A 24,576-nucleotide genomic window follows, 5' to 3' on the forward strand; every position below is an offset into this window, starting at 1 on the left:
TAGCAATAAAAAGTAAATAAAATAATGTAGCTTTATTGTGCCATTTTTAAGCTTTCCGTGGTTTATACGGTTAGGTGCAAGATCTGAGTTAAGGCAAGCACGCGCCCCTTTGGGACGATGGGCAATTTATGAGAGTAATTCCACGGGATAATTTATTTTTTGGCCTTCTCTTAAAGAACAACCCTAGCGAAGGGCAATTTGCGGATGTAATGACTGATGAGAAAGCATAACGGGATACCAACGAAGGTTATAACAAGAAACTTGAGTAAGGGAGCAATGGAAAGAGGAGCAAATAAAAATTGTATGGGAATAATTACCAAAATGTGAATGATGTAAACTGTGTAAGCATTTGCAGATAAAATTTGCCAGCACTTTCCTTGTCTGTTAACTTGTTCTCGGAATAAGACGAGCAAACCGATACACAAACCTACGCAAATTGTAGCTTCCCAAGTGCTTGAGAGTAGCAATCCGGCATATCGCCAATTCCAGCTACCACCTGCAATGAGCCGATTCAAAAACAAATGATTTGCTGTCAAGGCATAACCATATCGTAACAAAACTGCTCCCAAACTAATTCCCAACCAGATCAATCCTCGTTGTGTAGGCATCCTACGAAACCAGTCATGGTAATAAGCAATGATTCCAATCACGAAAAGGCTTAAGTATTGAGGTAGATGTGCGATTTCTGCGGGAATTATCCACAGTAAGCTCTTCCAAGTATCAACTGGGTATTGAATGCGGGTGATAAATGTCACAATTGCCAATGCAACTAAGTATGTCAGAATCAAACTATGTTTAGGAACTGCAATTTTTTGCTGCTCCGGCTTGAGGGTTATAGTTTTCTTAGTAATTTTACGCCACAAAACATAACAAATCCCATAGAAAAGCAAATGTACAAGGAACCAGAGATGCCCAACCTGTATCTGTCCTTGACCCAAATAGACTCGGAAAAAGAATTGAATAAAGGATAGCTCACTTGATTGAGCAAAGTAAAAGACTGGAGGAAACACCAATAGTGCAAAGAACACAATTGGAATGCCCAATCGCAAAAAGCGGTCTTGAAGGAAAAGCTTTGCACCTTTACGCTCATAGGCACTTGGTACAAAGTAGCCAGAAATCAGGAAAAATAATCCCATAAAGAATGCCGCATTGGTCGCAAAGAACACTCCTAGAATATCAGCCCGTTCTGGATTGAAAATTAGCCACATACCCCCTGTAGGTCCGTAAGGTTGTCCAGCATGATGAGCAATTACTAGAATGGTAAGAAGCACTCTCAGATTGTCAACAAACCATAAGCGAGAGGATTGGGTGTTCCCCTTAGTCTTAGTATATTTCATAACACTAATTACTTTGTTCAAACCACGCCATCATCAACCTTGAGATGATTTCTATAAGTACTAGTTGTTTGAAAATAACCTACGGTGGTAAATTATCCCCAGTTGATCACAGAAGCAGCACTGATATAGATAATTTTTTTCACTCCGGCGCTTTTTGCCACAGCTATTAAGGGAGACGCAAAAAAAAGGTACCAGCCGTGTTTTGGGATTATTCGTTGTGTAGCGTAGATCTGGGTTAAAGGGACTTTTCCGTAAAAAATTGGGCAGGAAATCTTTGAACTCAATACCGGAAGCAACAACAAACTGCTGCTCCGGTTTATGCCAAATGTACAAGTAATCTCTCATGAGTACTTTGATATTAGAAATTTGTTGATACTTCCTATGCTTTCTTGACGACAACAGCAAATTCCTTGCCTTCCGGGTCAAATGGTGAACCTGCAACATCTGAATAGAGTTCTTCCACAACTAAGCCAGATTCCAAAAATTCTTTTTTCAGTTCTTCTGGACTGAAACACTGTAACCAATTATAAATGGTTCGTGTACCTTCTTTTTGGATAAGTGTATACTTGTCAAGTACTACCTTTTCTTTTTCATACTTAAAAGTGTTCAAAAATCCATAGTACTTATTCTCAGACCAAAAGTTATTAAAAAGGTTGACTTCGTACAAAGCTGTTTCTTCTCGTTGTTCAAATATTTTCAGCGAATACACATCAAGGAGAATAGAACCATTAGGCTGCAAAAACTTATAAAACTTGGTCAAAATCTTTTTTCTCTGACTAGGGCTGAGTGCACAGAAATCACACATGATCATCAAGATAAGATCAAAATGATCATAGTATTGAAAATTTAGGTAGTTTTCATTTACATAATCAATTGATAGCCCCTGGGTCTTTGCTACTTCCCGTGCATACTCAATTGATCTTGTGGAGAAATCTATCCCAGTTACATGGGCTTGCTTTTGAGCCAGCTTTGTCGTGTATAGTCCCGGACCGCAACCGAAGTCAGCAACCTTACTTCCCATTCCAACATTAAAATGGGTGACTATCCACTCTACAGAAGTTTTGATAAATGATGCATTACGGGATGAAACATCAATTTCCTTGTTCAGGTGCAAAGAAAGCATTTGCTTTGAAGTGTAATCGTCTGTCCATAGCTCACTTGCTGTATAGAATTCAAATACCCTAGGACGTTTGTTAATTGTTTCAAGTTCGTCAAACATTTCTTTTCAGATTGAGAGATTTAAAATTAACTGATTTCCTCACCAAATGCGAACTTCTGCGGTTTGTCCGGCAGGATATTCTTTTAATTAATCAAGGTACCCTTAAGCTCTCTCTAATATTGATATTGGCAAAAATTTACTCCCAAGAAAACACGACATTTTATGTATTAATTGTTACAAAAATGTAATCATCCTCTGATGGAAAGTGTATAAGACTTTAAAGGGTCAAAGTTCTGAATGTGGGAGAATAAAGATTGGTTTCTCGAGTTGTTCCTTTATGCTATCTGGTTTAAAGTTATCCATCCCACTACACGATCGCCATTCTTAAAAACCAAAGAGTTAGCTAAACCTAGATAGTTAGATGAGTGTGCCAACAGCACAGCAAATTCTCGCCATTCTTCCTTGTTCATTTTAAGGTCTTGAGAACAAGCAGCAAAATCTAGGCATAGTATGGTAGAATCACCGTTAAATTCGCGGAATACTAAGCATTCTGTGGAGAGAAAAGGGGCTAAGGAGCGAAAACGCTTAATCGTCTCTATTTCTAGGTCAATACTTGTATAGTTGAGTGGTGAATTGTTGAATGCCATAATAACCTCCCCCAGCTAACAACAGCTAACTGTTGGCTCTTGTCCTATCTTTATTGTAGGCAGTTGTTAATTATTAAGTTACAGATATATCTTTTGATAATAGAATTTTTCAAAGCTTTTCTAAGTTAAGGGACTTCAAATTTATAAAATACCCCACCTTTGGTAATATATGGGACTTCAAATTTATAAAATCTCCAACCGTATCAAATATATTAGGACGCGGCATAGCCGAACAAACCGCGCGGCAGCTAGCGCCTAGCGGAGCGTAACGTATGTTATTGCGTGCCTTAGGCATTGCGCCACGTGAGAACGCGTGGCGAAGCCACGAACGGCTTGCCGCGTCGAGCGGGTGAAACCAAGTAATGCTGGCGCTTGAGCCTGCAAGGCTTGCCCGCACTACGTGAACAAGCGACGGTTGGAGATTTTATTTTTTGGATCTCCCTATCTGGTATTTTTTGCGGTTTCTTCTGATTATTTTCAGGTCACTTGTTTGGGGTCAGGAAAACATTTGTACTGAGTCAGTATATTTTTAGCCCAGTTTTTTGCCCGTTCAATTTCACCTTTACACAGGGGTCCCTGTTTATCAGCAACGAAAAAACTCTTTGGTGGAACAATCTGCTTCCCACCCAGTTGACGCAGCTTCCGGTTGAGGGGTTTGGCTGCCGTAAACAGATTCACAAACCAGTTCATATTAAAAGATGTATCAAAGGCCGCAACGCGAACACCTTTGAGTATTCCTTTGGGTAAATCTTCAAGGACCAAACTTAAGGCTTTTGGCTGATTTGCCATATGGGTTGGTGTCCCAAACACAAGTAAATCGACATTATTTACGTCTGAAGCCTCAAGTTTGTCAGCACTAATTTCACGGACAGAACCGCTAGCACGGCAGGTCTGAGCGATTGCATCAGCAACCTGCTTTGTATTACCGAATTCGGAATAGTAAACGACTAAAGCATTCATCGGAGCCCTCCTGTGATCATGCCTTGCGTGGTTTGTTATGTGAACATAGTGTAAGTCACTACTTCTCTCCTTTTCTAAATTTGGAACAAAAAAATGAGTATTTTGTGAAGTATTTTCAATTCAACTTAATATATCGGAATCTGGTTTGATTTGCTAAAAAAGTTTTCCATCTACTGAGTCTGGCTATATAAGTTTTAAGTTTCAATATAATTAAGTGCAAGCGCAGGCTACGCCAAAAAAATTCAAATAACCCAAGTTGCTAGTTATGCGATAAGCCTACGGCATGCGCGAAGCGATCGCATGGACAGAACTCGTGATAACCGCAAGTATAAAGCAGTTAGTATCAGGTCACAATTTATAATAAAATCCCCTCCAGGAATAAAATTGGAGGAGAGTATGTTACTTCGGAACACGCTCCGCTAACAAAAAAACGTTACTTTTATGGAGTCAGAGTTCAGTTATTAACGACTAAAACTGGTATTCCGGTTGAGTTTGTATTTATGCCTGGTAGTACAAATGATGTCCGAGCCCTAAATGCATTACCATTAAATTTACCACCAGGTAGTGAAGTTTACAGCGATTCTGCCTATACTGATTATACCTCAGAAGACGACCTAGAAATTGCTGATAAAATTACGTTAAAAGTAATACGTAAAAAGAATTCTCAGCGTAAAGATTCCCCATGTATTCAATATATTAAACAATGTATTAGACATTATATTGAAACTGTCTTTAGTGCTATTACTTGTCTTTTCCCCAAGTCAATACATGCAGTTACATATGAGGGGTTTTTACTAAAAATAGAAGCATTTATTTTTGCTTTTACTTTAAAACAAGCATTTATCGAGTAAGTTATTTATTTTACTTCAAGCTCTACAGACCTGGTTGTGGTTGCGCGTAGCGCAACCACACACTTTGTCCTGTGCTTATTTTGCGAAAAAGTCTGGAATTTGATAACTAGCAACTTGGGTTACTAGCATTCAAATATGCTAAACCGGAAGTTGATGTTTGGGCTGCTGCGGCTTCACTTTATTATATGCTCACAAGATGTCTGCCCCGTGATTTTTCCGGTAATGATAGATTTTTAGCTGTATTGCGAAACGATCCCGTACCCATCCGCGATCGCGATCCAAATATTCCCCAAAAGCTAGCAAAAGTTATTGATTTAGGTTTAGTTGAAAAACCAGAGATTTACTTTAAGAGTGCAAATCAATTTAAACAAGCATTATTAAGTGTATTGTGATGATAGGGTTTTCACTAAAAAAGAAAAAAATAAACTATGTCAATTGGGATAAAGTTTGCCAAATAAATTTTATCCAACAGAATTTTCACAAAGCTTATTAATACGACGTTCTTGCCATTGTAAACCAATCAAAGCAGCCACAAATAACATATAACCCGGTTCTTCCATTTGGGAGAAAATAAAACCGTGAACTAGAACATTAAGCATTAAAAACTTAGAAAGATTATCCTGACAAAGTCGACGCCAAACAATAGATGCGAGAGATAAGTAAGTAGCTAATCCCAAAAACCCGGTATTTCCCCAAATTCCAGCCCAGCCAAAAAATGGAGAAAACATACTAGAAGCCATACCGATCCAACTTGCTTCTACAGCATCCCACACATGTTGACTCACAGGGTGAATTGTTGCACCCAATGGATTGAGTAAATTTGCATATCCCGGAAGCATCCATCCGCCCAAACGTCCTACGGTATGTCCCGGTCCCAAACCCAAAATCCAGTTTAGGGGTGATTTAAAGTATGAAACAATAATCCGCATGGATGCAGTTTTAACTAAAGTTGCTTCACCATCAGGTCCGTAAATTTCTGGTCTCACCCAGGTGTTAAAAGCACGAAATAATTCTAGATTTTGGATACACCAAACTAATATAAAAGCGGTGATAGTTGCAATAACAATATATTGAATTGTTTTTCTAATATCTTTAACATTAAGTATAATCAGCAATAGCCAAGATATTAAAGATACTAAAAGTACTTGTTTGGCATCTGCGAATAAAAGTTGTAAGAAAGCTGCAAAAAATACTAGCCCTCTGATCCAGAGCGGACTTTTTCTATTACTAAGTAAATAATATAAACCAAAGGAAAGGGAGACTGAGGAACCAACTACGTGACCGCTACCCGATAAGTAAAAAACTCCTTGGATATTATCTTCAGGGATTTTCATTGTAGTTACATGCATAATCCCCAGATCCAAAAGAAGCTTTTGGGTTAGTGCAAGGAAGATATGAAAACAGGAAAATCCGACAATCCATTTTCTAAATCTTTTGAAGCTTGCTTGAGTCATTGGGATACAAATTATCCCGAGTAAAAACATAAATGGTTCAGCAAGTAAGAAAAACCCCAAAATAATGTTGATTGCTCCAGCACTATTAAGAAGAGCACTAGCAGTCATGACTCCTAGTAATACGACTAGGGTGGACATCAATGCTTGGGAAATAGAAATTTGATTACGGTTTTTAGTTTTAGTTTGAAATATTGCAACCCCACAAGCGAAAGGAACTATAGCAAAGTGAAGAAAGTTGATTGGTGCTGGAGCTCCTATCGAACTCATCATGCGGGGAAAAAAGACGGTAGCGAAGGCGATAATTAATAATGTTGAACTTTTAAGAATATATTGTTTGTTATTATTTTTAAGATATAAAACTTGTTTGTTCATTCATCATTAATGGGTAATGGGTAATTGGTAATTGGTAATTGGTAATTGGTATACGCCCGCACTGCTAACGCAGTGTTAGCAAAGCGTGACGCGTAAGCGTCATATGGTAATGGGTAATGAGTAATAAGTAATAAGTAATGATTAATGAGGTAAGAATTTTGAGTTGTTACTTATGACTTCTTACTTTTTACTTTTTACTTTTTACTTTTTGATAAATTTCCATTAATCGCAAGTAGTTTGTCTCAGCCGTATACTTAGTTTCAAATTCCTTTCTTGCTTCTTGACGCATCTGTGCAATTTTTTGGGGATTTGTTAAAGCCCATTCTACTTTACTAGCTAAATCTTTTGCATCACCTGGTTGGAAGTGCAGTCCAGTACGACCAGAATCTACTACTTCTGCGATCGCACCAATATTAGCAGCGATCACAGGGGTTCCCTTTGCAAATGCTTCGACTGCTACGCGACCGAAAGTTTCATACCATTTGGATGGGAAAATTAAAAATTTTGCTTCTCCCATTAAATAATGTACTTCCGACATTGGTTTGCGTCCGAGCCATTCTACTCTGGGAAGTTCTGTTACTGCTTGTTTTACCTTATCAGCTAAGGGTCCATCACCAACAATTTTGAGGGGTATTTTCCCACCCAGCTTTTCCCAAGCTGTCAGCAGGGTATCCAGTCCTTTTTCCACAGACAATCGTCCGACAAATAAAGCATAACCACCATTCCCAGTTCCAACACCAGGGTCGGGATGAATAAAGTTGGGTTTAACTACAATTTTTTCCGATGGAAAACCTGCACTAATAAATTTTTGTCGAGCAAATTCGGTGAGTGCAATATAAACATCCACCATTTTCATCCAGGTTCCCAAAGCGCGATGTGCTGTAATCATGCTTGCGACAGCTGTAGTAGCTGCTCGATTTTCTCGATAGCAACTATGAACTATACCGGGTATGGGTAGAAATTTTCCTAAACAGTCTTCACAAACCTGTCCATCTCGAAAAAATAAAGCGTTAGGACAAAGCAAACGATAGTTTCTCAAGGTTTGAACTACCGGTACACCTTCAGATTTAGCTGCATAATAAATTGACGGAGAAATTAAAGGGAAAAAATTCTGGACGTGGATAATGTCGTGAGTTTCCTTTCTCAGTCTTTGTTTGACAATATCATGAGATTCTCGCGACCAAATTGTCCGAGATGCGACATTTAAGGAACTCATCTGCGCAATGCGATCGTTATGTTCCTCATAAACTTCGACAGTGTGACCTTTTTCCCGCAGCAAATTTTCCTCAGCTTGACGAGATTCATCTTCACCTCCACGAATTTGATAGCGGTTATGTACGCTTAGAATACGCATTATTGAGTAATGAGTGATGAGTGATGAGTAATGAGTAATAAGTAACAAGTAATTGATTGGTTACAACTGTTAACTGCTAACTGATAACTGTTCCTTCGCTATCAATGAATAAAGTTGAACTAAGGATTCACCTTTGGTTTCCCAACTATAAAAATCTCTGACTCTTTTCTGACCGGCTAAACCCATTTTTTCTCGTAAATTCGGTTCTTGAGCAAGTTTTATCATTGCTTCTGATAGATCTTTTACTGCTTGCTCAGGGGTTTGAGCGGGAACTTTATAACCTGTTTCGCTGGTGACTTGGGTACCCGGTCCTCCCAAATCTAAACATAAAACAGGACGACCAACCGCCATTGCTTCAAGACATACCCAACCACCAGAATCATGTAAGCTGGGGTGAACTAAAGCTGTACACTGACTTAATTTTTCTAGGGTTCGATCGCGAGGTAATCTATTCCAAAATTTGACTTGCTCTGCAATTCCCAATTCTTTAACTAAATATTCTAAACGTTTTCTTTCTGGTCCATCACCCAAAATCCAAAATTCACTGTTGGGTAAGTTTGCTTTTGCAAAAGCTCTCAATCCTAAATGAAATCCTTTCCAGTGTAAAAGTCTACCCATACTAATGAAGCGGATAGGTAAATCTCGATCGCTGGAATATTGACCTAAATTTGCTATTTCTGTTTGAGATAAGCCAGTTTCTGAGAATATTTCTACTTTAGATATGCCCATTTTATGTAACCTTTGGGCTGTATCTTCCGTAGTTACCCGTACGATGGTACTTCTGCGAGCGGTCATACCCACAAATGGATCCCGTTCTCCTAACCAACGGGCTCCATCGCGGAGAAGTTCGTAAAATTTTCCTCGCAAACTAAAGTCTTTCCAGAACGGTTTGGGTGCAGATTCTCCCCCTCCGACTGGTCCCCAAATAAAAGGTATGGGTAAGAGAGAAATAAAGCTAGGTGACCAATATTTAACGTAGGTTACATGATGGGCTAAATCAAAGTTCACTTCTTGATGTAGCTTGCGAGCAGCAAAGTAAGCAAGTATTTGCCAAATATAATAGTGTATCTGTACTCCCTTTTGTTTATAGTTCCACCATAAAGCCCAGGAGGGTAAATCGCAGTAGACAAAATGCAATCCAGGGTATTTGTTGCTGGCTAATTCTGCTTCAATTGACTGACGATTATCAGCACGGGTCAGCACCCATACATCACAGTACTGTGCTAGTTGTCGAATTATATTCCAACCTACTCCTGGTTCAGAACCCATGTCGGGTCTACAAGCGTAAGCGGAAATTAAAACTTTCAAACGCTGTACTTTATTATCATTTGTATTGTTGCTAGTTTGAGTTGCAATCATAATTTATCTCCATAATTTATCTTCATAATCTATCTCCATAATCTATCTGCCCTATAAATCGATACATTGGAGTTAATTTGATTAGTGATAATTTTGCACATGTAGAGACGTTGCATGCAACGTCTCTACAATTGTTTTGTTGACAAAATTAGCGTAAACATCAGCGACTTGTTCGGCTGTTTTTTCCCAAGTGAATCGTTTTGCTCTTGATAATCCTTTATCTATTAAGCTTTGACGCAACTCAGGTTGATTATGAAGACGACATACAGCTTCTACTATTTCGGGAATATTTAGGGGATTGACCAAAATTGCTGCATCACCAGCAACCTCAGGTAAAGAAGAGACATTAGAAGCGATCGCCGGAGTTCCACAACTCATTGCTTCTAAAATCGTCATCCCAAATCCTTCGTATAGTGAAGGTGCGAGCAAAATATCGGCGGAATTATAAATTTTAACTAGAGTATCTTTATCTGGTTTTCCTAAATGAGTAATATTATTACTTAAGTTGCGATCGTCAATAAAAGTTTTTAACTCTTTTGTCCACTGTTCGCCAGTTTTGAAAAAATGTACCGGTAATCCCTTCTCAACCAGTGTTTCAACTACTTTTAAAATAGTCAAAACATTTTTGCGGGGATGATTGGAACCCACATTTAAAATGCAAATCGTTCCTGGAGCAATTTTGTGTTGAGTTCTAAAATCGTCTATTTCTGTTTGTGAGATGGGATGAAATATCGACTCCACAGCATTGGGAACCACTGTAAGTTCTTGGAATTTAATATCTAAGATTTTTTCTACATCTTTAGCAGTGTGTTCCGAGACAGTAATAATCCGATCTGCTTCACATATACCCTCAACAGAAAACTTCCAAACTGGCATACTAATTGCAGGAATCAGTGATCGACCGCGTCCATTTTCTGGCTGAACAAAGTTAATTAGATCGTGACAGGTGACCACAACGGGTTTACCAGTTTTCTTTAACCAGCGACAAAGATGACCGTCACTATGGTCGATGACATGAAAAATATCTACTTCCTGTTTTTGTAAATCTTGGGGATATTGCCAATAACGTTGATAATACTTGTTTAGACCATTTAATAACGACCTAACTTTTAAGGAGCTAATTTGATTCTGAGAAATGTTGGGAGTTAATTCAATGATTTCCCAGTCCGGTCGAACAGCTTTTAAACCACTAACCAGACCATCAGCATAAACATCCATGCTGAAAGAAGCTCTCGGTGCTCTGCGAACAATAGCTACGCGCATTAATTACTCCATTAATCAACTTTAAAATCTTTCTTGATTCATCTTGAAGTTCCCAAATTGAATTTCTCAGAGGATGTTTATAAATTTTAAAGTAGGATGTGTAAAGGCAAAATAAAGATTTCATTTTTGGAATAATTCGAAATTTGCTGTAAAACACCATATAGCATCCGTGCGTTAGACCTATTCAAATTATCTTTGAGAGTGAAGTATAAGGTCTAACACACCCTACAATAGTTCTATTTCTATCTATAAACCCCTTCTCAAGCTGAATCAAAATTTCAAAGATGAGTTTAAATCTAATTTATAGAGTTTATTTTCAAACTGTATAATCTTCAAACTATTGACTAGATTATATAAGGAATATTTGGAAAATATCCTTTAGACGTTGATGAAGAAGTCGACGAAAACGATCCCTCAGATAAGTCCTGCTCTATTGGTTTACTATTATCGTCATTGCGATCGTCATTTTTCCCGTCACCTTCGAGAATATTACGCCATAATTCAATCAATCTTTGAGCTATTCTTTCGTGACTGTAATGTTGATGCACTCTTTTTAGACTGTAGTCTGCAACTTCCGCATACCAAGATGGTTGGGAAATTAAACGCATCAAAATTGCTGCTAATTCTTGAGCATTCCCCTCAGGAAATACTAAATCCTTACGACCAATAACATTAGGAATTTCTCCACAAGTGGATCCCACAACCGGGATTCCTGTAGCCATTGCTTCGATCAAAACATGACCAAATTGCTCTTTCCAAGTTTCTACTGTACGCGATGGTAAAACCAAAACATCAAACCTACAAATCTCCATGGGAACTTCATCGTGGCGGACTCCATCTTGCCAGATAATAAATTTATCTAATCCTAATTTTTGCGCCTGTTCCACAAATTTTGGCTTATCAGAACCAGTTCCACATAATCTAATTTTGAAAGTATAACCCCTATCCCGAAGCAAACGGGCTGCATCTATGAGAATGTCAATCCCTTTGTGATAAGATAGTCTACCAAGAAAACCAATACAAAATTCAGATTTTTTTAGTTTTGAATTAACTAATTTAGGATTACTTATATCAGGTAATTTTTTTTCCCGTGGTGTAAACAATTGAGTATCTACACCCATTTGAGGCATAACTTCAACAGAACCAGAATAGCCCCATTTTTTAACTAATTCAGCCCCTTCGCAATTTCCTGCAATAATAGACTTTGTTGTATTTAAAATAAATTTGCGGATCCAGCGACGAAACCAAGATAGTTTTCGATCCATGTTTTCCCACCCAAAGAAAACCAGTGGTTTGTTAAGCAAGCGGGAAAATAAAGCAACTTCAAATCCCGAAAGAGAGAATACTTCCTGTTCTACCTGAATAATATCTGGACGAAAATCAAGACTTGCTCTCAAAATTGCTAAAGGTGAATATACATAAGCACCAGCTTTACCCGAAAATAATACCCTATTTGGATAAAGTTGAACTCGGGGATAGGGATTCTCAATTTCTAATATTTTGTTCCACTGGACAGCTTTCCATCGTTTGGGAGCAAGTAAGCTGACTTCTACTTCATCTTGTGATGCGATCGCATCCAGTTTTCCCTGATTTACACCAACAACATAAGTGTGACTTACAAAAAGCACGCGCAGACAAGATTTATGTTTTGCTGTCGAAGCGATCATGAATTTTCCCCCTCATACTGATTTGTTCCGAAGTTAGATCTAAAAAAAGTAGATAAAACACCTGGAATTAGATGCAGTAGGGTGTACTTCTTACCGAGAAACTGTTATTTAATTAGCTCACAATTGCTCGCACTCTAGTCAAGGTCCATTTAATGAATTTAGGACGAAAGTGGGGAGCATAAAACCAACTAATTGCTAGTTTTGCTAGGGGAAGAGGTAACAATCCCACCCAGATAAACCACAAAGTATAAATAAATCGTTTTTGTAAATTGAATTCCGAATATTTCCACAACGAACGAATTCCCTTATATACCAAAGAAATTGGACTATCTGAGGGAACTGGATGAGTTTGGGGACCCAATCTTAAAGAAGCCATCCGGGACCACAAGCGTCCCAAAGAGCGTTCTTCCAAATCTCGCGGAATTTCGTAACCGAGTTCCTTGGCTTTATGCACCAACAACTGATAATTTTGCAAATCGTGGCGTACAAATCGATGAAAGCGATCGCCACTGACGGTATTTAAAGCCCACTGATTGCTAGTATGAATCCGATAAGCTGCAAGGGGTTCCTCAATTGCAACCACTTCCCCATAAAAAGGAATTAAAGTTGATAAATAATCATCAGCGGTCAACTTATATTCATCGGAAATTGGAAAAACTTCTGCCAAAGCTTTGCGGTTAATAGCGTTACCACTGGTCGGTGTCCCAGGATAACCACCAACCTCCAATAAAGCTCGCCAGACTTCCCCACTAGCTAGGGGTTTACTACCTTGAGGATAAGAATAACCTAAAGGTTGCTTGAAGCTGTCTACTACTTGCAAGCGGTAATGCACCTTGGCTAAGTCTGGCTTCCAAACTGCAATAATTCTTTCAACTGCGTTTGAAAATAAGTAATCATCCGAGTCTAAGAAGATAATTATATCACCTTTGCTCTTAGCAAATCCACTGTTAAAGGCAGCAGCTTGCTTGCCATTCTCGTGATGAAAGATGGGAATTACTTTATCACCATAACCAGTAATTATCTCGCGGGAGTTATCAGTGGAGCAATCGTCAACAACGATGACTTCAATGTTCTGATAAGTTTGAGATAAAGCGCTGTCAATCGCATCTGAAATAAAGCGCTCATAATTATAGTTATTAATGATAATGCTAACTTTGGTGTGGGGATTATTATTCATTTCACATTACCCAATGTATCTTCTCTTCATTTTTTCTGATATATGAGTGAATATTTATAATTACAACTAGTTAACTTCATGTTTAATACCGATTAAAGTGAATCTAGCGTTCTTAAAATCTGCTTGTTATAAGTTTTAAAGATATTAGTGGTGACATCTAATTTCTACACCAACTAAATATCTAAGTTTTAATTATTTATTCATTTTTAAATTATTATTCAATTCTTAATCAACATCATTTGATTTATAACTTTTTTATCCCAATCTTTTATATTCTTCCAGATATTGGTTCAGAGATTTCCATTCAGTTATTTTTCGCCCCATTAATTTTTCTATTTCTAGCATGTCTAGTATCAATAAGTCATATATTACCTTCTTAACTGTTTCAGATACGTGAGGTTTTTCATTTAAGTTTCTTCTTGTGAAATCAAAAAGAACATCTTTAGTGGTTTGAATTAAAATTTTTGGTAATAACGGTTTAATATTTTTTACAAATGGGTTTTTACCTATTTTTTCAACTTTGACATTATTTTTTGTACTACCGACTGATTTATTCGCATGGATATTATTAAAATTACCAAATTTTGTCGCATCTATCTCTAAAAAATTCGCTATTTTATTTAAAATTATTTTTTTGTTAGCGATAAATTCTTCAAAAGTTAGCAACAAAACTTGTTCTTGACCAAATAATTGAATATAAGGTTTAATTTGTAGATAATATCTAGTTCTATTAATATAAGTAGATTGTTTGAAAACTATTTTTTCAAATGATTCTGATGTGTAACCCCGCAGATAGTTATGCATATAATGGGATATAATTCTTTCTATAGGATCTCTCATAATATAAATTAATTTTAATTTGGGATTAAAATCATAAAGAACTTGCCAAATATCTTTGTTAAATTCTGGGTAGCAGGTATATGTTGTAGAAGCTTCCCCACATATTTGGTTTTTGGTCGGATTGTAAAGAGTTTTGTATTCCTCAATATTTTTTTCCCAATTAGAAGATTTACTAAAATAATGTGGCTCTTTTTCCCTGGAAAAACAAATTTCAGGATGCATTGAAAGAATTTGACCTAAAGTAGTTGTTCCACTCTTCATTGCACCTATAATCATAAAATCAACAAAAGGCATAGATTGCTCCTGATAATCTCCCTTACGCATACTGGCTTAAAGTTTCAGATTTCTAATTAGTTGAAATTTATCTGAAAAATTGCCATTCATTAATTTAAACTATTTCTTGACCTTTTTGAAGATTTTAATTGACTGAATAAAATATAATTAAATGGTATAACTAAGCACTCGCAAAATAATAATAAACAAAACATAGGGAACAAATATCGAGAATTAACCCCTTTGAGATTGACCACCAAAATGTAGACGTATTCTTTCAGCTACCATGACATACCTAATGAATATGATGAGGCGTGTTAGTTGAATTTGATGCCAAGTATTATGTATTTTTGTATCAGTTGCTGAGTTAATTTTTTTAGTAAATAGCAACTCTAAAACTTGAATAATTGAATACTTTAAATCTTTGAGTACACTCCTAATAAACAAGCTTAACGAATAAGTATTCTGATTTTGCTGCAAGTCATATTGACCTCCAACTAATCGAGCATATTTTTTACGCATTTGAGTATAGGAATATCTTGCAGGATGGAACACACCGGTATCATCCGCGTAAACTAATTTGTAATTCGAGGAAAAAACTCGATTTCCCCATTCTCGGTCTCCATTTGATTTAAGTTTGCTATTAAAATCACCTACATGATTAATCACACTTCGGAAGGTAAATGCATTTGCTGTAGCACTAAAATTATCTTTCTCAACGAAATGTTTTTGGGGAAAAGCGGTAATACTATCAAAGAGTTCTACAGCAGTTGGATGTGATGGGTTTTTAAAGATAACTTCTATTTTTCCCCCTACCAATCCACAATTGGGAGTTTCTAATAATTTACTAACCCCTCTTTCAATCCAATCTTTTGTTGGGATACAATCTGCATCGGTAAAAGCTATTATTTCTCCTTTAGCAATAAAAATTCCTTTATTACGAGCAACATATGACCCCGGTTGACTTTCAAAAGTGTAGTGTGCATCAAATCGTTCTACTACGCTTTTGATATCTTCATCAGAATTATTGTCAACCACAATAATTTCATAGCTATTTTTATCGTATGTCTGATTGCTTAAAGCTTGTAAACATTTCTCTAGACCTCTGACATCATTAAAAACCGGAATAATTACAGAAATAAATAGTTTACTTCTGTCTTTACATAATTCATTCATCGTAGTTACTATTCAATAACATTAGTTTATTCATAAATAAAATCAGATGGTAGTTTTTAAAAAATCATTTGTAATCAAGGAAATAAAAACAAAAAATATATAGTAGTATAATTTATTTTTTCCTATTTTCTATTTCCAATTATTTGCTCCCTAAAAACTTGATTTTATTTAATTGAAAGCATTCATAATAATGCTTCATATATTCCAGCTAGTTGATAATTCAATTTATTTATGTTGTAATTTTCTTCGACCTGTTTCCGACCGGCTTTTCCCATCCCCAAACGAATAGTCGGATGATTAATTAAATACTCCATTCTTTCTGCGAGAGATTCTACATCTTTCTCTGGGACTAAAAAGCCAGTAATCCCATCTTTGACTAATTCAGGGATTCCACTATGCTGAGTACTAACAATAACTAAACCCATAGCCATTGCTTCCATCAACACCACTGGAACACCTTCACAATCTCCATTTTTACTAGTTATACTTGGAGCCAACATCAGATCTGAATCTTTGAGAATACTCACCACTTCTTCTTGATGTTTCCATCCAACTAAATTTACTTGCTCCCCAATACCTAGCTCATCAATTAAAATCTCTAAATTTTCTCTTAGTAGACCATCACCCACAATTGTGTATGTGATATTTGATTTCTTTATCAGCAATTTTGCAACTGCTCGAATTCCATATTCAATACCTTTTTTCTCCACCAACCTAGCAATACTGACAATTCTAATTCGATCATTATTGGGATTTTCATGCACAGAAAAAGTAAATTTATTACAATCTATCCCCATGCGGTGGACAAGTATTTTTTTAGTACAACCCAGTTTTTCCAATCGAATTTTCCAAGATTCACTAATTGGTAAAAATAGATCGCCTAATTTAAATAGCGGATCGTATACTCTTTCTCCCTTTTCTTCTAAATAGTTTGTGATATCGTAACCATGAAAAGTTGAGATCAATTTTCCCGAGATTACGCCAATATCTCGTAAAAATGCTGATTTAAGACCATTCGGACCAAAATGACAATGAATAATATCGTATTTTGCTTCTTTACCTACTAAGTAACCAGTCGCATAAAATAATACTAGATTGGAGGCTAAATCACCATATTTAGTAATATTTATAGATTTCAAAAAAACTATTGGGTTTAAAAAAAACTTAGTAATTAATAGTACTATTATTTTTGATAGTTTACCTATGCGATTCTTTGGTCTCCCAATATAGAAAGTACGTTTTAGCAGATGATATTTGTCTACGTCTGGATGGATTTTTGATATGTCACCGATCTGATTCGCATAAATATCTACTTCATGACCGAGATCGATTAAACCAGTTATTTGGTTTAAAATAAAAGTCTCAGATAAAAGTGGAAATTTGTTTAATACGAAAGCAATTTTCATATCATTACTATTCAATTATTATATTTTGTTTTTTATTTTGCTCGCATTCCATCGATTTTATAAATTAAACCATGCCTCCGGTCTAATTAAATTAACTAAAAATATAAAATAATCAATTTCAATGAGAGCTATTCCCTGTAGATTTACCACATCAAGTAAATGTTTGAAATAAATGTTTGTAATAAATTAACTACAGTTGAATGTACTAGTCAAAATATTGTGACTATAAAGCGTTATTTCAATTTATCTCATTCATTTTTGTTAAGAGATAGATAAATGGGAAGCACGACTATTTTTTCTTTTTATTTCTAGTAATTTACGACCTAAAATTGCAAATGGTTGTTGACATACATCTTTAACCCAGCAAATAGCTATTTGTAGGATAGGGTTCCACCTTAAAGCATAAAAAGAAATTTTGATTCTTGAAGGTAAATAGCGGAAAATACTTAAAAATCGTATCCAATAAATAAACTGCAGACCAATTAATCTTCGTAAACCATTCTCCATTTGGCTATCTACAGTTTCTACTGAATAATTATTTTTTAGAAAAGCCTGAGAAATTTCTTCTAATCTAAGATTGATGATATCTATATTTTTGCTCTTGGGAAAATTACGCAAAACATTACCAGACCAAAAATGTCTTAAATCTGAAAGTTCATCTAAAGTAAGTTCTCGACCAATTAGTTCTTTAATATTTCTTTTAGATACATCCAAAGCATAACTAAGTTGTTCCGAACGTTTTTCCGCAGTAATACCTTTTCCGTGTCTGCGTAATTGATGTAAAGCTTCAGGTAATATAATAACTTTCCCAGCCTTAACTAACCGACACCAAAACTCATAATCTTGACTGTAGCGGTAAGCTTCTGAATATCCACCTAGTTTTATTGCTGTTTCAGTCCTAAAAATAACTTGACTATGTCCACCTAGGTGGTTATAAAACATCAAATACCAAGGAACCCATTTGGTTTCACAAGAACGTTCTTCTTTTTTGACAAATTTTCCTTGGGAATTAATAACTTCAATGTCACAAGATATTAAAACAGCTTCTGGATTTTCATCTAATGCTGCAACTTGTTTTTCAAATCTTTCGACTAGAGATACATCATCTGCATCTTGACGAGCAATATATTCTCCCCGCGCTAACTTCAGTCCTTTATTTAAAGATTTAGTAAGACCAATGTTTTCTGAATTGTTAAATAACTTAATTCGCTTATCTTGCTCTGCATATTCAGTAATTATTTCCCAAGTATTATCGGTGGAATAATCGTTAATAATGATGAACTCAAAATCAGAAAATGTCTGATTAAGAATACTCTCAATAGACTCCCTTAAATAATCAGAGCCGTTATAAACTGACATTAAAACACTAATCTTAGGATTTGTTTTCGGATTAATTTTATTTCTCACATTTATAACCCATAATAAGAACGATACCAAATAACAAAATTTTTCAAACCAACTTCCAGGGAAGTTTGGGGTTTAAAATCTGTATCTTTTATTAATTCATCTATATCAGCATAGGTTTCTTCAACTTCTCCTGGTTGTAAGGGAAGTAGTTCTTTCTCCGCTATGATACCTATTTCTTTTTCTAGAATTTCGATAAAATCAATCAGATTTACCGGTTGATTATTGCCAATATTGTAAATCTTGTAGGGTAATAATTTATTATTAACGTTTAAAGTCGCCTCAGGTTTTTTATTAATAACTCGAGTGATACCTTCCACAATGTCATCAATATAAGTAAAATCACGGCGCATCTTACCGTAATTAAATACTTTAATCGGTTTTCTATTTATAATTGAGTTCGTAAATGAAAAATACGCCATATCAGGTCTACCCCAAGGACCGTAAACCGTAAAAAATCGTAGACCTGTTGTGGGTATTCCATATAAATGGCTGTAAGTATAAGCCATCAGTTCATTCGCTCTCTTTGTTGCTGCATACAAACTCACTGGATGCTCGACTCGATCGCCTACAGCAAAGGGAATTTTGGTATTTGCACCATAAACCGAACTTGAAGAAGCGTATACTAAATGCTCAACTTCAGCGTGACGACATCCTTCTAAAATATTTGTAAATCCTACCAAGTTACTATCAACATAGGTATGGGGATGGGTGAGGGAATGACGAACACCTGCTTGAGCAGCAAGATTAACAACTAATTCTGGTTTATATTTAGCAAATAAATCAGTTATGTTATCTCTATCTGCAATATCTAATTGGAAAAACTGAAAATTACGATTTCCAGACAGTTTTTTTAAGCGTGCTTGCTTTAAATTCACATCATAATAATCATTCAAGTTATCTATACCAATGACACTTTCGCCATTAGCTAATAACTTCTGACTTAAATGGAAGCCAATAAAACCTGCTGTTCCTGTAACTAATATTTTTTTCATGTCAAGGTAATTTGCTCTTCAAGTGCTGCAAAAATTATTATTTTTGCTTTAAAAATCAGTTAATTCCCCTAACATTTATAATTGGGGATATTGAATACTAGCAAATTCTGTTATAGGTTTTAAAAATTTTTTCTAATATATATTTTTCCCAATATATATTTAGTACACTTTTAATACCATTAATGTATCTAAATATTTTAGTATTAGGAATTTTAGAACCACATTCAATTTTTTCTAATCTTTCAACTGCAAAATCTAAAATTGAATCCGTACGACTATCCCAAGTAAATTTATGAACTTCTTGAAAAGCAGACTCAGCTAAAGAATGTGCCATTGAAGGATTATCCAACAGTTTTGTGATTGCTGCTTTAAAGGAAGTGGGTTCGTCAGGTTCTGCAAGGAGAGCATTTTCTCCATCGCGCAAAACTGTCATAATATTTGATAAGGCTGAAGCAACTATCGGTCTTTTGACAGCCATGTACTCAAAAAGTTTTAAAGGGCTAGTAACTTCAGCCAATTTCCAGGACTTACTAGTTGGTACGAGTAAAACATCTGTTGCATATAAATATGATGCAAGTTCAGATTGTGGTACATGACCGACAACACGCACATTATGTAAACTTCTTTCTTGACAAGTAGTTTTTACCCTGTTGATATCATCAATCCATCCCCCTACTAAAATAAATGTACATTCTGGCATCATCTTGGCTGTTTCTAGAACGATAGGAATTCCTTTATATTCATATAAATGACCTGAATAAAGAATGATTTTGGACTCTAAAGGCAAAGATAATTTTTGCCGTGCTACTTCTTTTTCCTGATGTGGCAAAAAGTTTTGCAGTTCGACTGCACTATGGGAAACAAACACTTTTTCAGGTGCTAAACCTAATTGGATATAATTATCAGCTAATTTAGGTGAAAGGGTAACAACTCCAATCAGATTTTTATATTTGAAAAATTCACAATATGGAGAATCTTTACTTATTGGCTCGTGCCATTCCCAAAGAACTGGCATGCCAATTTTAAGTAAGAAATATATAATTGCAGGCGTGCGAGTATAGACCAAACGAGGAGATTTTAGATAAGCATAAAAAGCAGCTAATCTAGGATATTTTTTATTGTAATAGTTTTTGGGAAAAGGGGTATTAATTTTAAAATTTATTGGTAATCTTACTAATTTAAAGCTATGAGTTAATCCATACCAACTTTTAAACTCTTCGTCCATTCCTTTCCAAAAAGAAAAAATATCTCCACTAGTAACTAACTCAAATTTTTCTATCTTTTGAGAAAGAGCTTGGGTCATCTTGGTTATTTGCCCAGTGTGAGCCATTTGTGAAGGTAAGTTCCCAGGGGATAGATACATTAGTGAATCTATAGAATATTTATGACCCATATATAACCTCAAGGTTCTTCATTTTTATATTCAGATTTTTAATATCGAAATTCCTCACATCAAGAATTTCTTATATCAAGAATTTCTCATATAAGTATTTGCCATACAATTATTGTCTAAGCAGTAATAATCCTGGTACTTATTCTCAAAACACCTACAATCATGATTCCTACTTAGACTTAGGGCGTAATTGCATTTTTGTATTTATTAAGTGTAAAAATCTATAATCTACAAAACTTTCATCTGATTATTTTTATTACTAATTTTCCATTCTCTTTGTTGATAAAATTTACATTCACTCATCCTGCTATCTGAATTCACTGTGAATTTAAAAGACTCAATTAAGTCGAGAGTTGAGATACTACCTTCTTTCAACTTAATGCTCATCGTGTATATCCCTGTAGGCAATCCAAGACAAGGCATTTCTAATCTAATTTCATGCTCTCCTGCAGACATTTCAAATGATTGATTATCATTAATACTGCTAAAGAATAAAATAGTACCTCCTTCTCCAGTAAATTCTATAACTTTTATATGTAGACAAATATCACTTACATGTTTGTGAGCATTACAAACCAGGGATAAATATACATTTTCTCCACTGCTAAGAGATTGAAGAACATTATCATTTGAGTCTTTAAAGGAAACTGAAAGTATATCTACGCCTTCACTTTCATCTTTTGTCTTCCTTGGTAACTCAATTGATAATGACGAAGGTTTACTATTGTCTTTGACTTGAAATAATTCTTGCTCGTACAACGTCATTACATCATAAGTTGTGCTAGAAAGAATCTGTTTACCTTTAGATAAGTAAACTGAATTCTCACACATCTGTATAATTGACTGTGTGTTGTGAGAAACGAGGATGAACGAAACCCCTTGTCTTTTAATTTCAGCTAACTTACGGTAGCACTTAGCCCTAAATTTAATATCACCTACAGCTAATACTTCATCAATTAATAAAATATCTGGTTCTGTGTGAATTGCACTGGCAAATCCCAGCCTTGCAGCCATACCTGAACTGTAGCTCCGTACTGGTGCATCAATTGCATCGCCAATTTCTGCAAATTCTACAACCTCATCAAATCGTTCGTCTATTTCTTTCTTGGACAAACCCAAAATTGACATATTTGCGTAGATATTTTCCCGCCCTGTCAAAACCGGATTAAATCCAGCACCAAGTGCAATCAAAGGTGCAACTCTACCATCTACTTCAACAAAACCAGTATCTGGTTTAATCAAACCAGCAATTATTCGCAGAAGGGTTGATTTACCGCTACCATTCTTCCCGACTAAACCTAACGATTCCCCTCTGTGCAATTCAAAATTAACATTATCTAAGGCCCAAAATTCTCGATCACGTAATTTATCACTTTTTTCTCGTAGCCCTAATACTTCAGAGGCGATATCCTGAACGCCATAAAACAATGAGCGCTTCAAGTCTCGACAAAACTTTTTGGAAACTCCATTCACAGAGAGAACAACTTCACCTTTGTCATGATTATTGGTATGTGATTGTGCTAGAACTTCTTGCTCATTAAGGCGAACCATAATTATGAACTTATCCTCTCAACGACATAGGGAATTGCTAAGCGGTATATAACCCAAGCTACAAGTAATCCCAAAATTGCAAACACACTCGCCACCCAAAATCCTTCAGGGTTTGACATGGTACCGGTTGTCGCTAGTTCTCGTGTTGTCACTAACAAAGGTGTTACGGGATTAAGCCTGACCACATTACCAAATAAACCTTCACTGGGAACTGGATAGACTACCGGCGTGAGAAACAACCAAAAGCTAGTAGCCAAAGTTAAACCCATTGAAAAGTCTTGATAAAGCGCGCCTATTGGAGCTAAAAGAACTCCAAAAAAGGTGCCTAACAAAACCATATGAATCAGGGCAACTGGAGCTACAATCACACTTAAAGTGACTGGTATTTTAAACCAAATAAATAAGCCAGTAATTAGAATTAACTTAATGCCAAAGTTGAAAAACACTTCCCCGAGTTTGGCAATAATCAATGCTTCGCGAGGAAAATTTATTCTGGCTAACATTGATTTTGCAGCAGCTACAGCTTGAACTGGTCCATTGAGGGACTCTACAAAAGTTTGCCACAGTGTCATGCTAAACATGACGTAAGCGGGATAAGGAATACCGGTACTGCCTATATTTACAACTCCACCACTTTTAGCAAGGGTGAAACTTGCTGCCATCACAACTGGAGGAATAACTGCCCAAAAAAGTCCTAGAAATGATTGGCGATATTTGGCACTAATATCCCGAATCATTAGCCGCCAAGCTAGCTCCCGCGATGCAATCAAGTCTCGCCACATTTCTTTGAATAATTGCAGCGGTTTTCTCATTCTACTTTCCGGTCGGTGAATGACCCTCAGAGAAGAACGCGATCGCTTCCTACTATAACTAGGAAATGTATCCGACTTTAAATTACGGTGGCTATTGTGCATTGTTTATGAAAATTTTAATTTAATCAAGTCTTGAATTTAAGTATTTTTCCCTAATATTAAACGGAGTATTCAAACTACTCGACATGATCAGTTGTTTGCAAGCTAGCCAAATAAAAGGAGGAATAGTTGTTGCATAGCGGCGATAGAGGCGACGCGGCTCCTGCAATAATCTGTAAAACCATTCAAAACCTAAATTCCGCATTAAACGGGGGGCTCTTTTTTGAATTCCAGCATAAACGGGAAATGCACCACCCAAGCCAATCATGACACCATTAATTTTGTCTTTGTGTTGGGCTATCCACTTTTCTTGCTTGGGACATCCCAAGGAAACAAAAACTAAACCCGCACCACTTTGATTAATTTTTTGAACCAGGGCTTTATCTTCTTTGTCCGTCAAAGGACGAAAGGGCAGAGGTTCCATTGCTGCAATTTCAAGTTTGGGGAACTCTTTATTCAATCTTTTTCTCATAAGAGATAGTATTTCTCTTTGGGAACCAACAAAAAATAAGCTGACTTCTAGCTGCTGTGCAAGTTCGCAGACTGAGATCAAAAGGTCTAATCCAGCCACACGTTCTTGAGAAATTTCTCCTAACCTCCGCATCATCCAAACTAGGGGCATGCCATCTGGAGTTACGAGATCTGCATTTTTCAGTACGGTACCAAAGTCTGGATTCCAGTATGCCTCCATTAACATGTGAACATTCGCAACACAGACAGTTTTACTTTGACGTTCGTCAGCCCATTTAATAATAGTTTTTACTTGTTCTTCAAGAGGTAAAGCTGTAATCGGAAACTCTAACACGTTTCGAGTCGGAAGAGAAGCAGACTCTACCATAAGCCAATCCTTAAGTCGCACACAACTCAATACGAAGGTTTAAACATCTTTGGTGTCAATCACAAATGATTAGTTCATATGCGATTGATTTTAAATATTAAAGCATTACCGAAACTTTCTCGGGTAAATTTCTTATATTCCCTGGTATCAATTCCATCTTTTCCGCCTGTATCCTATCCTACTTTTACT

The 24,576-nt window shown here is 36.1% G+C and carries 21 protein-coding genes; 2 read left to right on the forward strand and 19 right to left on the reverse strand.

Going from position 1 to position 24,576, the window contains the following annotated elements; genetic code table 11:
* Positions 1-170 precede the first annotated feature (170 nt).
* From QNJ50_RS20640 to QNJ50_RS20655, 4 genes are all read right to left on the reverse strand, one after another.
* The gene (locus tag QNJ50_RS20640) at positions 171-1,337 is read right to left on the reverse strand and encodes an acyltransferase family protein (RefSeq protein WP_300638747.1); all 1,167 of its coding nucleotides are present in this window, start codon (positions 1,335-1,337) and stop codon (positions 171-173) included.
* Between the two features lie 379 nt (positions 1,338-1,716).
* A complete protein-coding gene (locus QNJ50_RS20645; RefSeq protein ID WP_300638749.1) occupies positions 1,717-2,556 on the reverse strand; it encodes a class I SAM-dependent methyltransferase in 840 nt (279 codons plus the stop codon).
* A gap of 275 nt (positions 2,557-2,831) precedes the next feature.
* Positions 2,832-3,143, reverse strand: a complete 312-nt coding sequence (locus QNJ50_RS20650) for a hypothetical protein (protein WP_300638751.1) — start codon at positions 3,141-3,143, stop codon at positions 2,832-2,834.
* Positions 3,144-3,620: 477 nt separating this feature from the next.
* Entirely contained in the window at positions 3,621-4,103 is a 483-nt protein-coding gene (locus tag QNJ50_RS20655) for a flavodoxin family protein (protein WP_300638753.1), read from the reverse strand.
* Between the two features lie 383 nt (positions 4,104-4,486).
* Here QNJ50_RS20655 and QNJ50_RS20660 point away from each other — a divergent pair, with 383 nt between their 5' ends.
* Entirely contained in the window at positions 4,487-4,954 is a 468-nt protein-coding gene (locus QNJ50_RS20660; RefSeq protein ID WP_300638782.1) for a transposase, read from the forward strand.
* 185 nt (positions 4,955-5,139) lie between these two features.
* Positions 5,140-5,346, forward strand: coding sequence for a hypothetical protein (locus QNJ50_RS20665; protein ID WP_300638755.1), 207 nt, complete (start codon positions 5,140-5,142; stop codon positions 5,344-5,346).
* A 69-nt stretch (positions 5,347-5,415) separates the two neighbouring features.
* On the opposite strand, the gene QNJ50_RS20670 is transcribed toward QNJ50_RS20665, so the two are convergent.
* The 15 genes from QNJ50_RS20670 to QNJ50_RS20740 form a co-directional block, all read right to left on the reverse strand.
* Positions 5,416-6,780 carry a hypothetical protein gene (locus QNJ50_RS20670; RefSeq protein ID WP_300638757.1) on the reverse strand — a complete coding sequence of 455 codons (1,365 nt, stop codon included), beginning with the start codon at positions 6,778-6,780 and terminating at the stop codon, positions 5,416-5,418.
* Positions 6,781-6,967: 187 nt separating this feature from the next.
* Positions 6,968-8,134, reverse strand: coding sequence for a glycosyltransferase family 4 protein (locus tag QNJ50_RS20675; RefSeq protein WP_300638759.1), 1,167 nt, complete (start codon positions 8,132-8,134; stop codon positions 6,968-6,970).
* A 69-nt stretch (positions 8,135-8,203) separates the two neighbouring features.
* Positions 8,204-9,442 carry a glycosyltransferase gene (locus QNJ50_RS20680; protein ID WP_300638784.1) on the reverse strand — a complete coding sequence of 413 codons (1,239 nt, stop codon included), beginning with the start codon at positions 9,440-9,442 and terminating at the stop codon, positions 8,204-8,206.
* Positions 9,443-9,574: 132 nt separating this feature from the next.
* Entirely contained in the window at positions 9,575-10,756 is a 1,182-nt protein-coding gene (locus QNJ50_RS20685; RefSeq protein ID WP_300638761.1) for a glycosyltransferase family 1 protein, read from the reverse strand.
* Positions 10,757-11,100: 344 nt separating this feature from the next.
* Positions 11,101-12,423, reverse strand: a complete 1,323-nt coding sequence (locus QNJ50_RS20690) for a glycosyltransferase (protein WP_300638763.1) — start codon at positions 12,421-12,423, stop codon at positions 11,101-11,103.
* Positions 12,424-12,535: 112 nt separating this feature from the next.
* Entirely contained in the window at positions 12,536-13,600 is a 1,065-nt protein-coding gene (locus tag QNJ50_RS20695) for a glycosyltransferase (protein ID WP_300638765.1), read from the reverse strand.
* 255 nt (positions 13,601-13,855) lie between these two features.
* Positions 13,856-14,764 (reverse strand): sulfotransferase domain-containing protein, encoded by a 909-nt coding sequence (locus QNJ50_RS20700; RefSeq protein WP_300638767.1) that lies wholly within the window; start codon positions 14,762-14,764, stop codon positions 13,856-13,858.
* A 183-nt stretch (positions 14,765-14,947) separates the two neighbouring features.
* A complete protein-coding gene (locus QNJ50_RS20705; protein WP_300638769.1) occupies positions 14,948-15,889 on the reverse strand; it encodes a glycosyltransferase in 942 nt (313 codons plus the stop codon).
* A gap of 182 nt (positions 15,890-16,071) precedes the next feature.
* Positions 16,072-17,295: a glycosyltransferase gene (locus QNJ50_RS20710; RefSeq protein WP_300638770.1), complete on the reverse strand. Its 1,224-nt coding sequence runs from the start codon at positions 17,293-17,295 to the stop codon at positions 16,072-16,074.
* A 261-nt stretch (positions 17,296-17,556) separates the two neighbouring features.
* The gene (locus tag QNJ50_RS20715; protein ID WP_300638771.1) at positions 17,557-18,702 is read right to left on the reverse strand and encodes a glycosyltransferase; all 1,146 of its coding nucleotides are present in this window, start codon (positions 18,700-18,702) and stop codon (positions 17,557-17,559) included.
* 2 nt (positions 18,703-18,704) lie between these two features.
* Complete coding sequence (locus QNJ50_RS20720; protein ID WP_300638772.1) at positions 18,705-19,694, reverse strand: NAD-dependent epimerase; 990 nt, start codon at positions 19,692-19,694, stop codon at positions 18,705-18,707.
* A 97-nt stretch (positions 19,695-19,791) separates the two neighbouring features.
* Complete coding sequence (locus QNJ50_RS20725) at positions 19,792-21,087, reverse strand: glycosyltransferase (RefSeq protein WP_300638774.1); 1,296 nt, start codon at positions 21,085-21,087, stop codon at positions 19,792-19,794.
* A 228-nt stretch (positions 21,088-21,315) separates the two neighbouring features.
* Positions 21,316-22,638, reverse strand: a complete 1,323-nt coding sequence (locus tag QNJ50_RS20730; RefSeq protein WP_300638776.1) for an ABC transporter ATP-binding protein — start codon at positions 22,636-22,638, stop codon at positions 21,316-21,318.
* 2 nt (positions 22,639-22,640) lie between these two features.
* Positions 22,641-23,420: an ABC transporter permease gene (locus tag QNJ50_RS20735; RefSeq protein ID WP_366914305.1), complete on the reverse strand. Its 780-nt coding sequence runs from the start codon at positions 23,418-23,420 to the stop codon at positions 22,641-22,643.
* 151 nt (positions 23,421-23,571) lie between these two features.
* Positions 23,572-24,387 (reverse strand): WecB/TagA/CpsF family glycosyltransferase, encoded by an 816-nt coding sequence (locus QNJ50_RS20740; RefSeq protein WP_300638780.1) that lies wholly within the window; start codon positions 24,385-24,387, stop codon positions 23,572-23,574.
* Positions 24,388-24,576: the final 189 nt, after the last annotated feature.

Source organism: Mastigocoleus sp. MO_188.B34 (genome assembly GCF_030065675.1).
Classification (GTDB): Bacteria; Cyanobacteriota; Cyanobacteriia; order Cyanobacteriales; family Nostocaceae; genus Mastigocoleus.

Coding starts and splice junctions, on each gene's coding strand:
- QNJ50_RS20695 (WP_300638765.1), bottom strand. CDS start 13,600: ATGAATAATAATCCCCACACCAAAGTTAGCATTATCATTAATAACTAT.
- QNJ50_RS20665 (WP_300638755.1), top strand. CDS start 5,140: ATGCTCACAAGATGTCTGCCCCGTGATTTTTCCGGTAATGATAGATTT.
- QNJ50_RS20645 (WP_300638749.1), bottom strand. CDS start 2,556: ATGTTTGACGAACTTGAAACAATTAACAAACGTCCTAGGGTATTTGAA.
- QNJ50_RS20655 (WP_300638753.1), bottom strand. CDS start 4,103: ATGAATGCTTTAGTCGTTTACTATTCCGAATTCGGTAATACAAAGCAG.
- QNJ50_RS20685 (WP_300638761.1), bottom strand. CDS start 10,756: ATGCGCGTAGCTATTGTTCGCAGAGCACCGAGAGCTTCTTTCAGCATG.
- QNJ50_RS20640 (WP_300638747.1), bottom strand. CDS start 1,337: ATGAAATATACTAAGACTAAGGGGAACACCCAATCCTCTCGCTTATGG.
- QNJ50_RS20700 (WP_300638767.1), bottom strand. CDS start 14,764: ATGCGTAAGGGAGATTATCAGGAGCAATCTATGCCTTTTGTTGATTTT.
- QNJ50_RS20650 (WP_300638751.1), bottom strand. CDS start 3,143: ATGGCATTCAACAATTCACCACTCAACTATACAAGTATTGACCTAGAA.
- QNJ50_RS20710 (WP_300638770.1), bottom strand. CDS start 17,295: ATGAAAATTGCTTTCGTATTAAACAAATTTCCACTTTTATCTGAGACT.
- QNJ50_RS20670 (WP_300638757.1), bottom strand. CDS start 6,780: ATGAACAAACAAGTTTTATATCTTAAAAATAATAACAAACAATATATT.
- QNJ50_RS20690 (WP_300638763.1), bottom strand. CDS start 12,423: ATGATCGCTTCGACAGCAAAACATAAATCTTGTCTGCGCGTGCTTTTT.
- QNJ50_RS20740 (WP_300638780.1), bottom strand. CDS start 24,387: ATGGTAGAGTCTGCTTCTCTTCCGACTCGAAACGTGTTAGAGTTTCCG.
- QNJ50_RS20735 (WP_366914305.1), bottom strand. CDS start 23,420: ATGTGGCGAGACTTGATTGCATCGCGGGAGCTAGCTTGGCGGCTAATG.
- QNJ50_RS20720 (WP_300638772.1), bottom strand. CDS start 19,694: ATGAAAAAAATATTAGTTACAGGAACAGCAGGTTTTATTGGCTTCCAT.
- QNJ50_RS20675 (WP_300638759.1), bottom strand. CDS start 8,134: ATGCGTATTCTAAGCGTACATAACCGCTATCAAATTCGTGGAGGTGAA.
- QNJ50_RS20725 (WP_300638774.1), bottom strand. CDS start 21,087: ATGGGTCATAAATATTCTATAGATTCACTAATGTATCTATCCCCTGGG.
- QNJ50_RS20705 (WP_300638769.1), bottom strand. CDS start 15,889: ATGAATGAATTATGTAAAGACAGAAGTAAACTATTTATTTCTGTAATT.
- QNJ50_RS20730 (WP_300638776.1), bottom strand. CDS start 22,638: ATGGTTCGCCTTAATGAGCAAGAAGTTCTAGCACAATCACATACCAAT.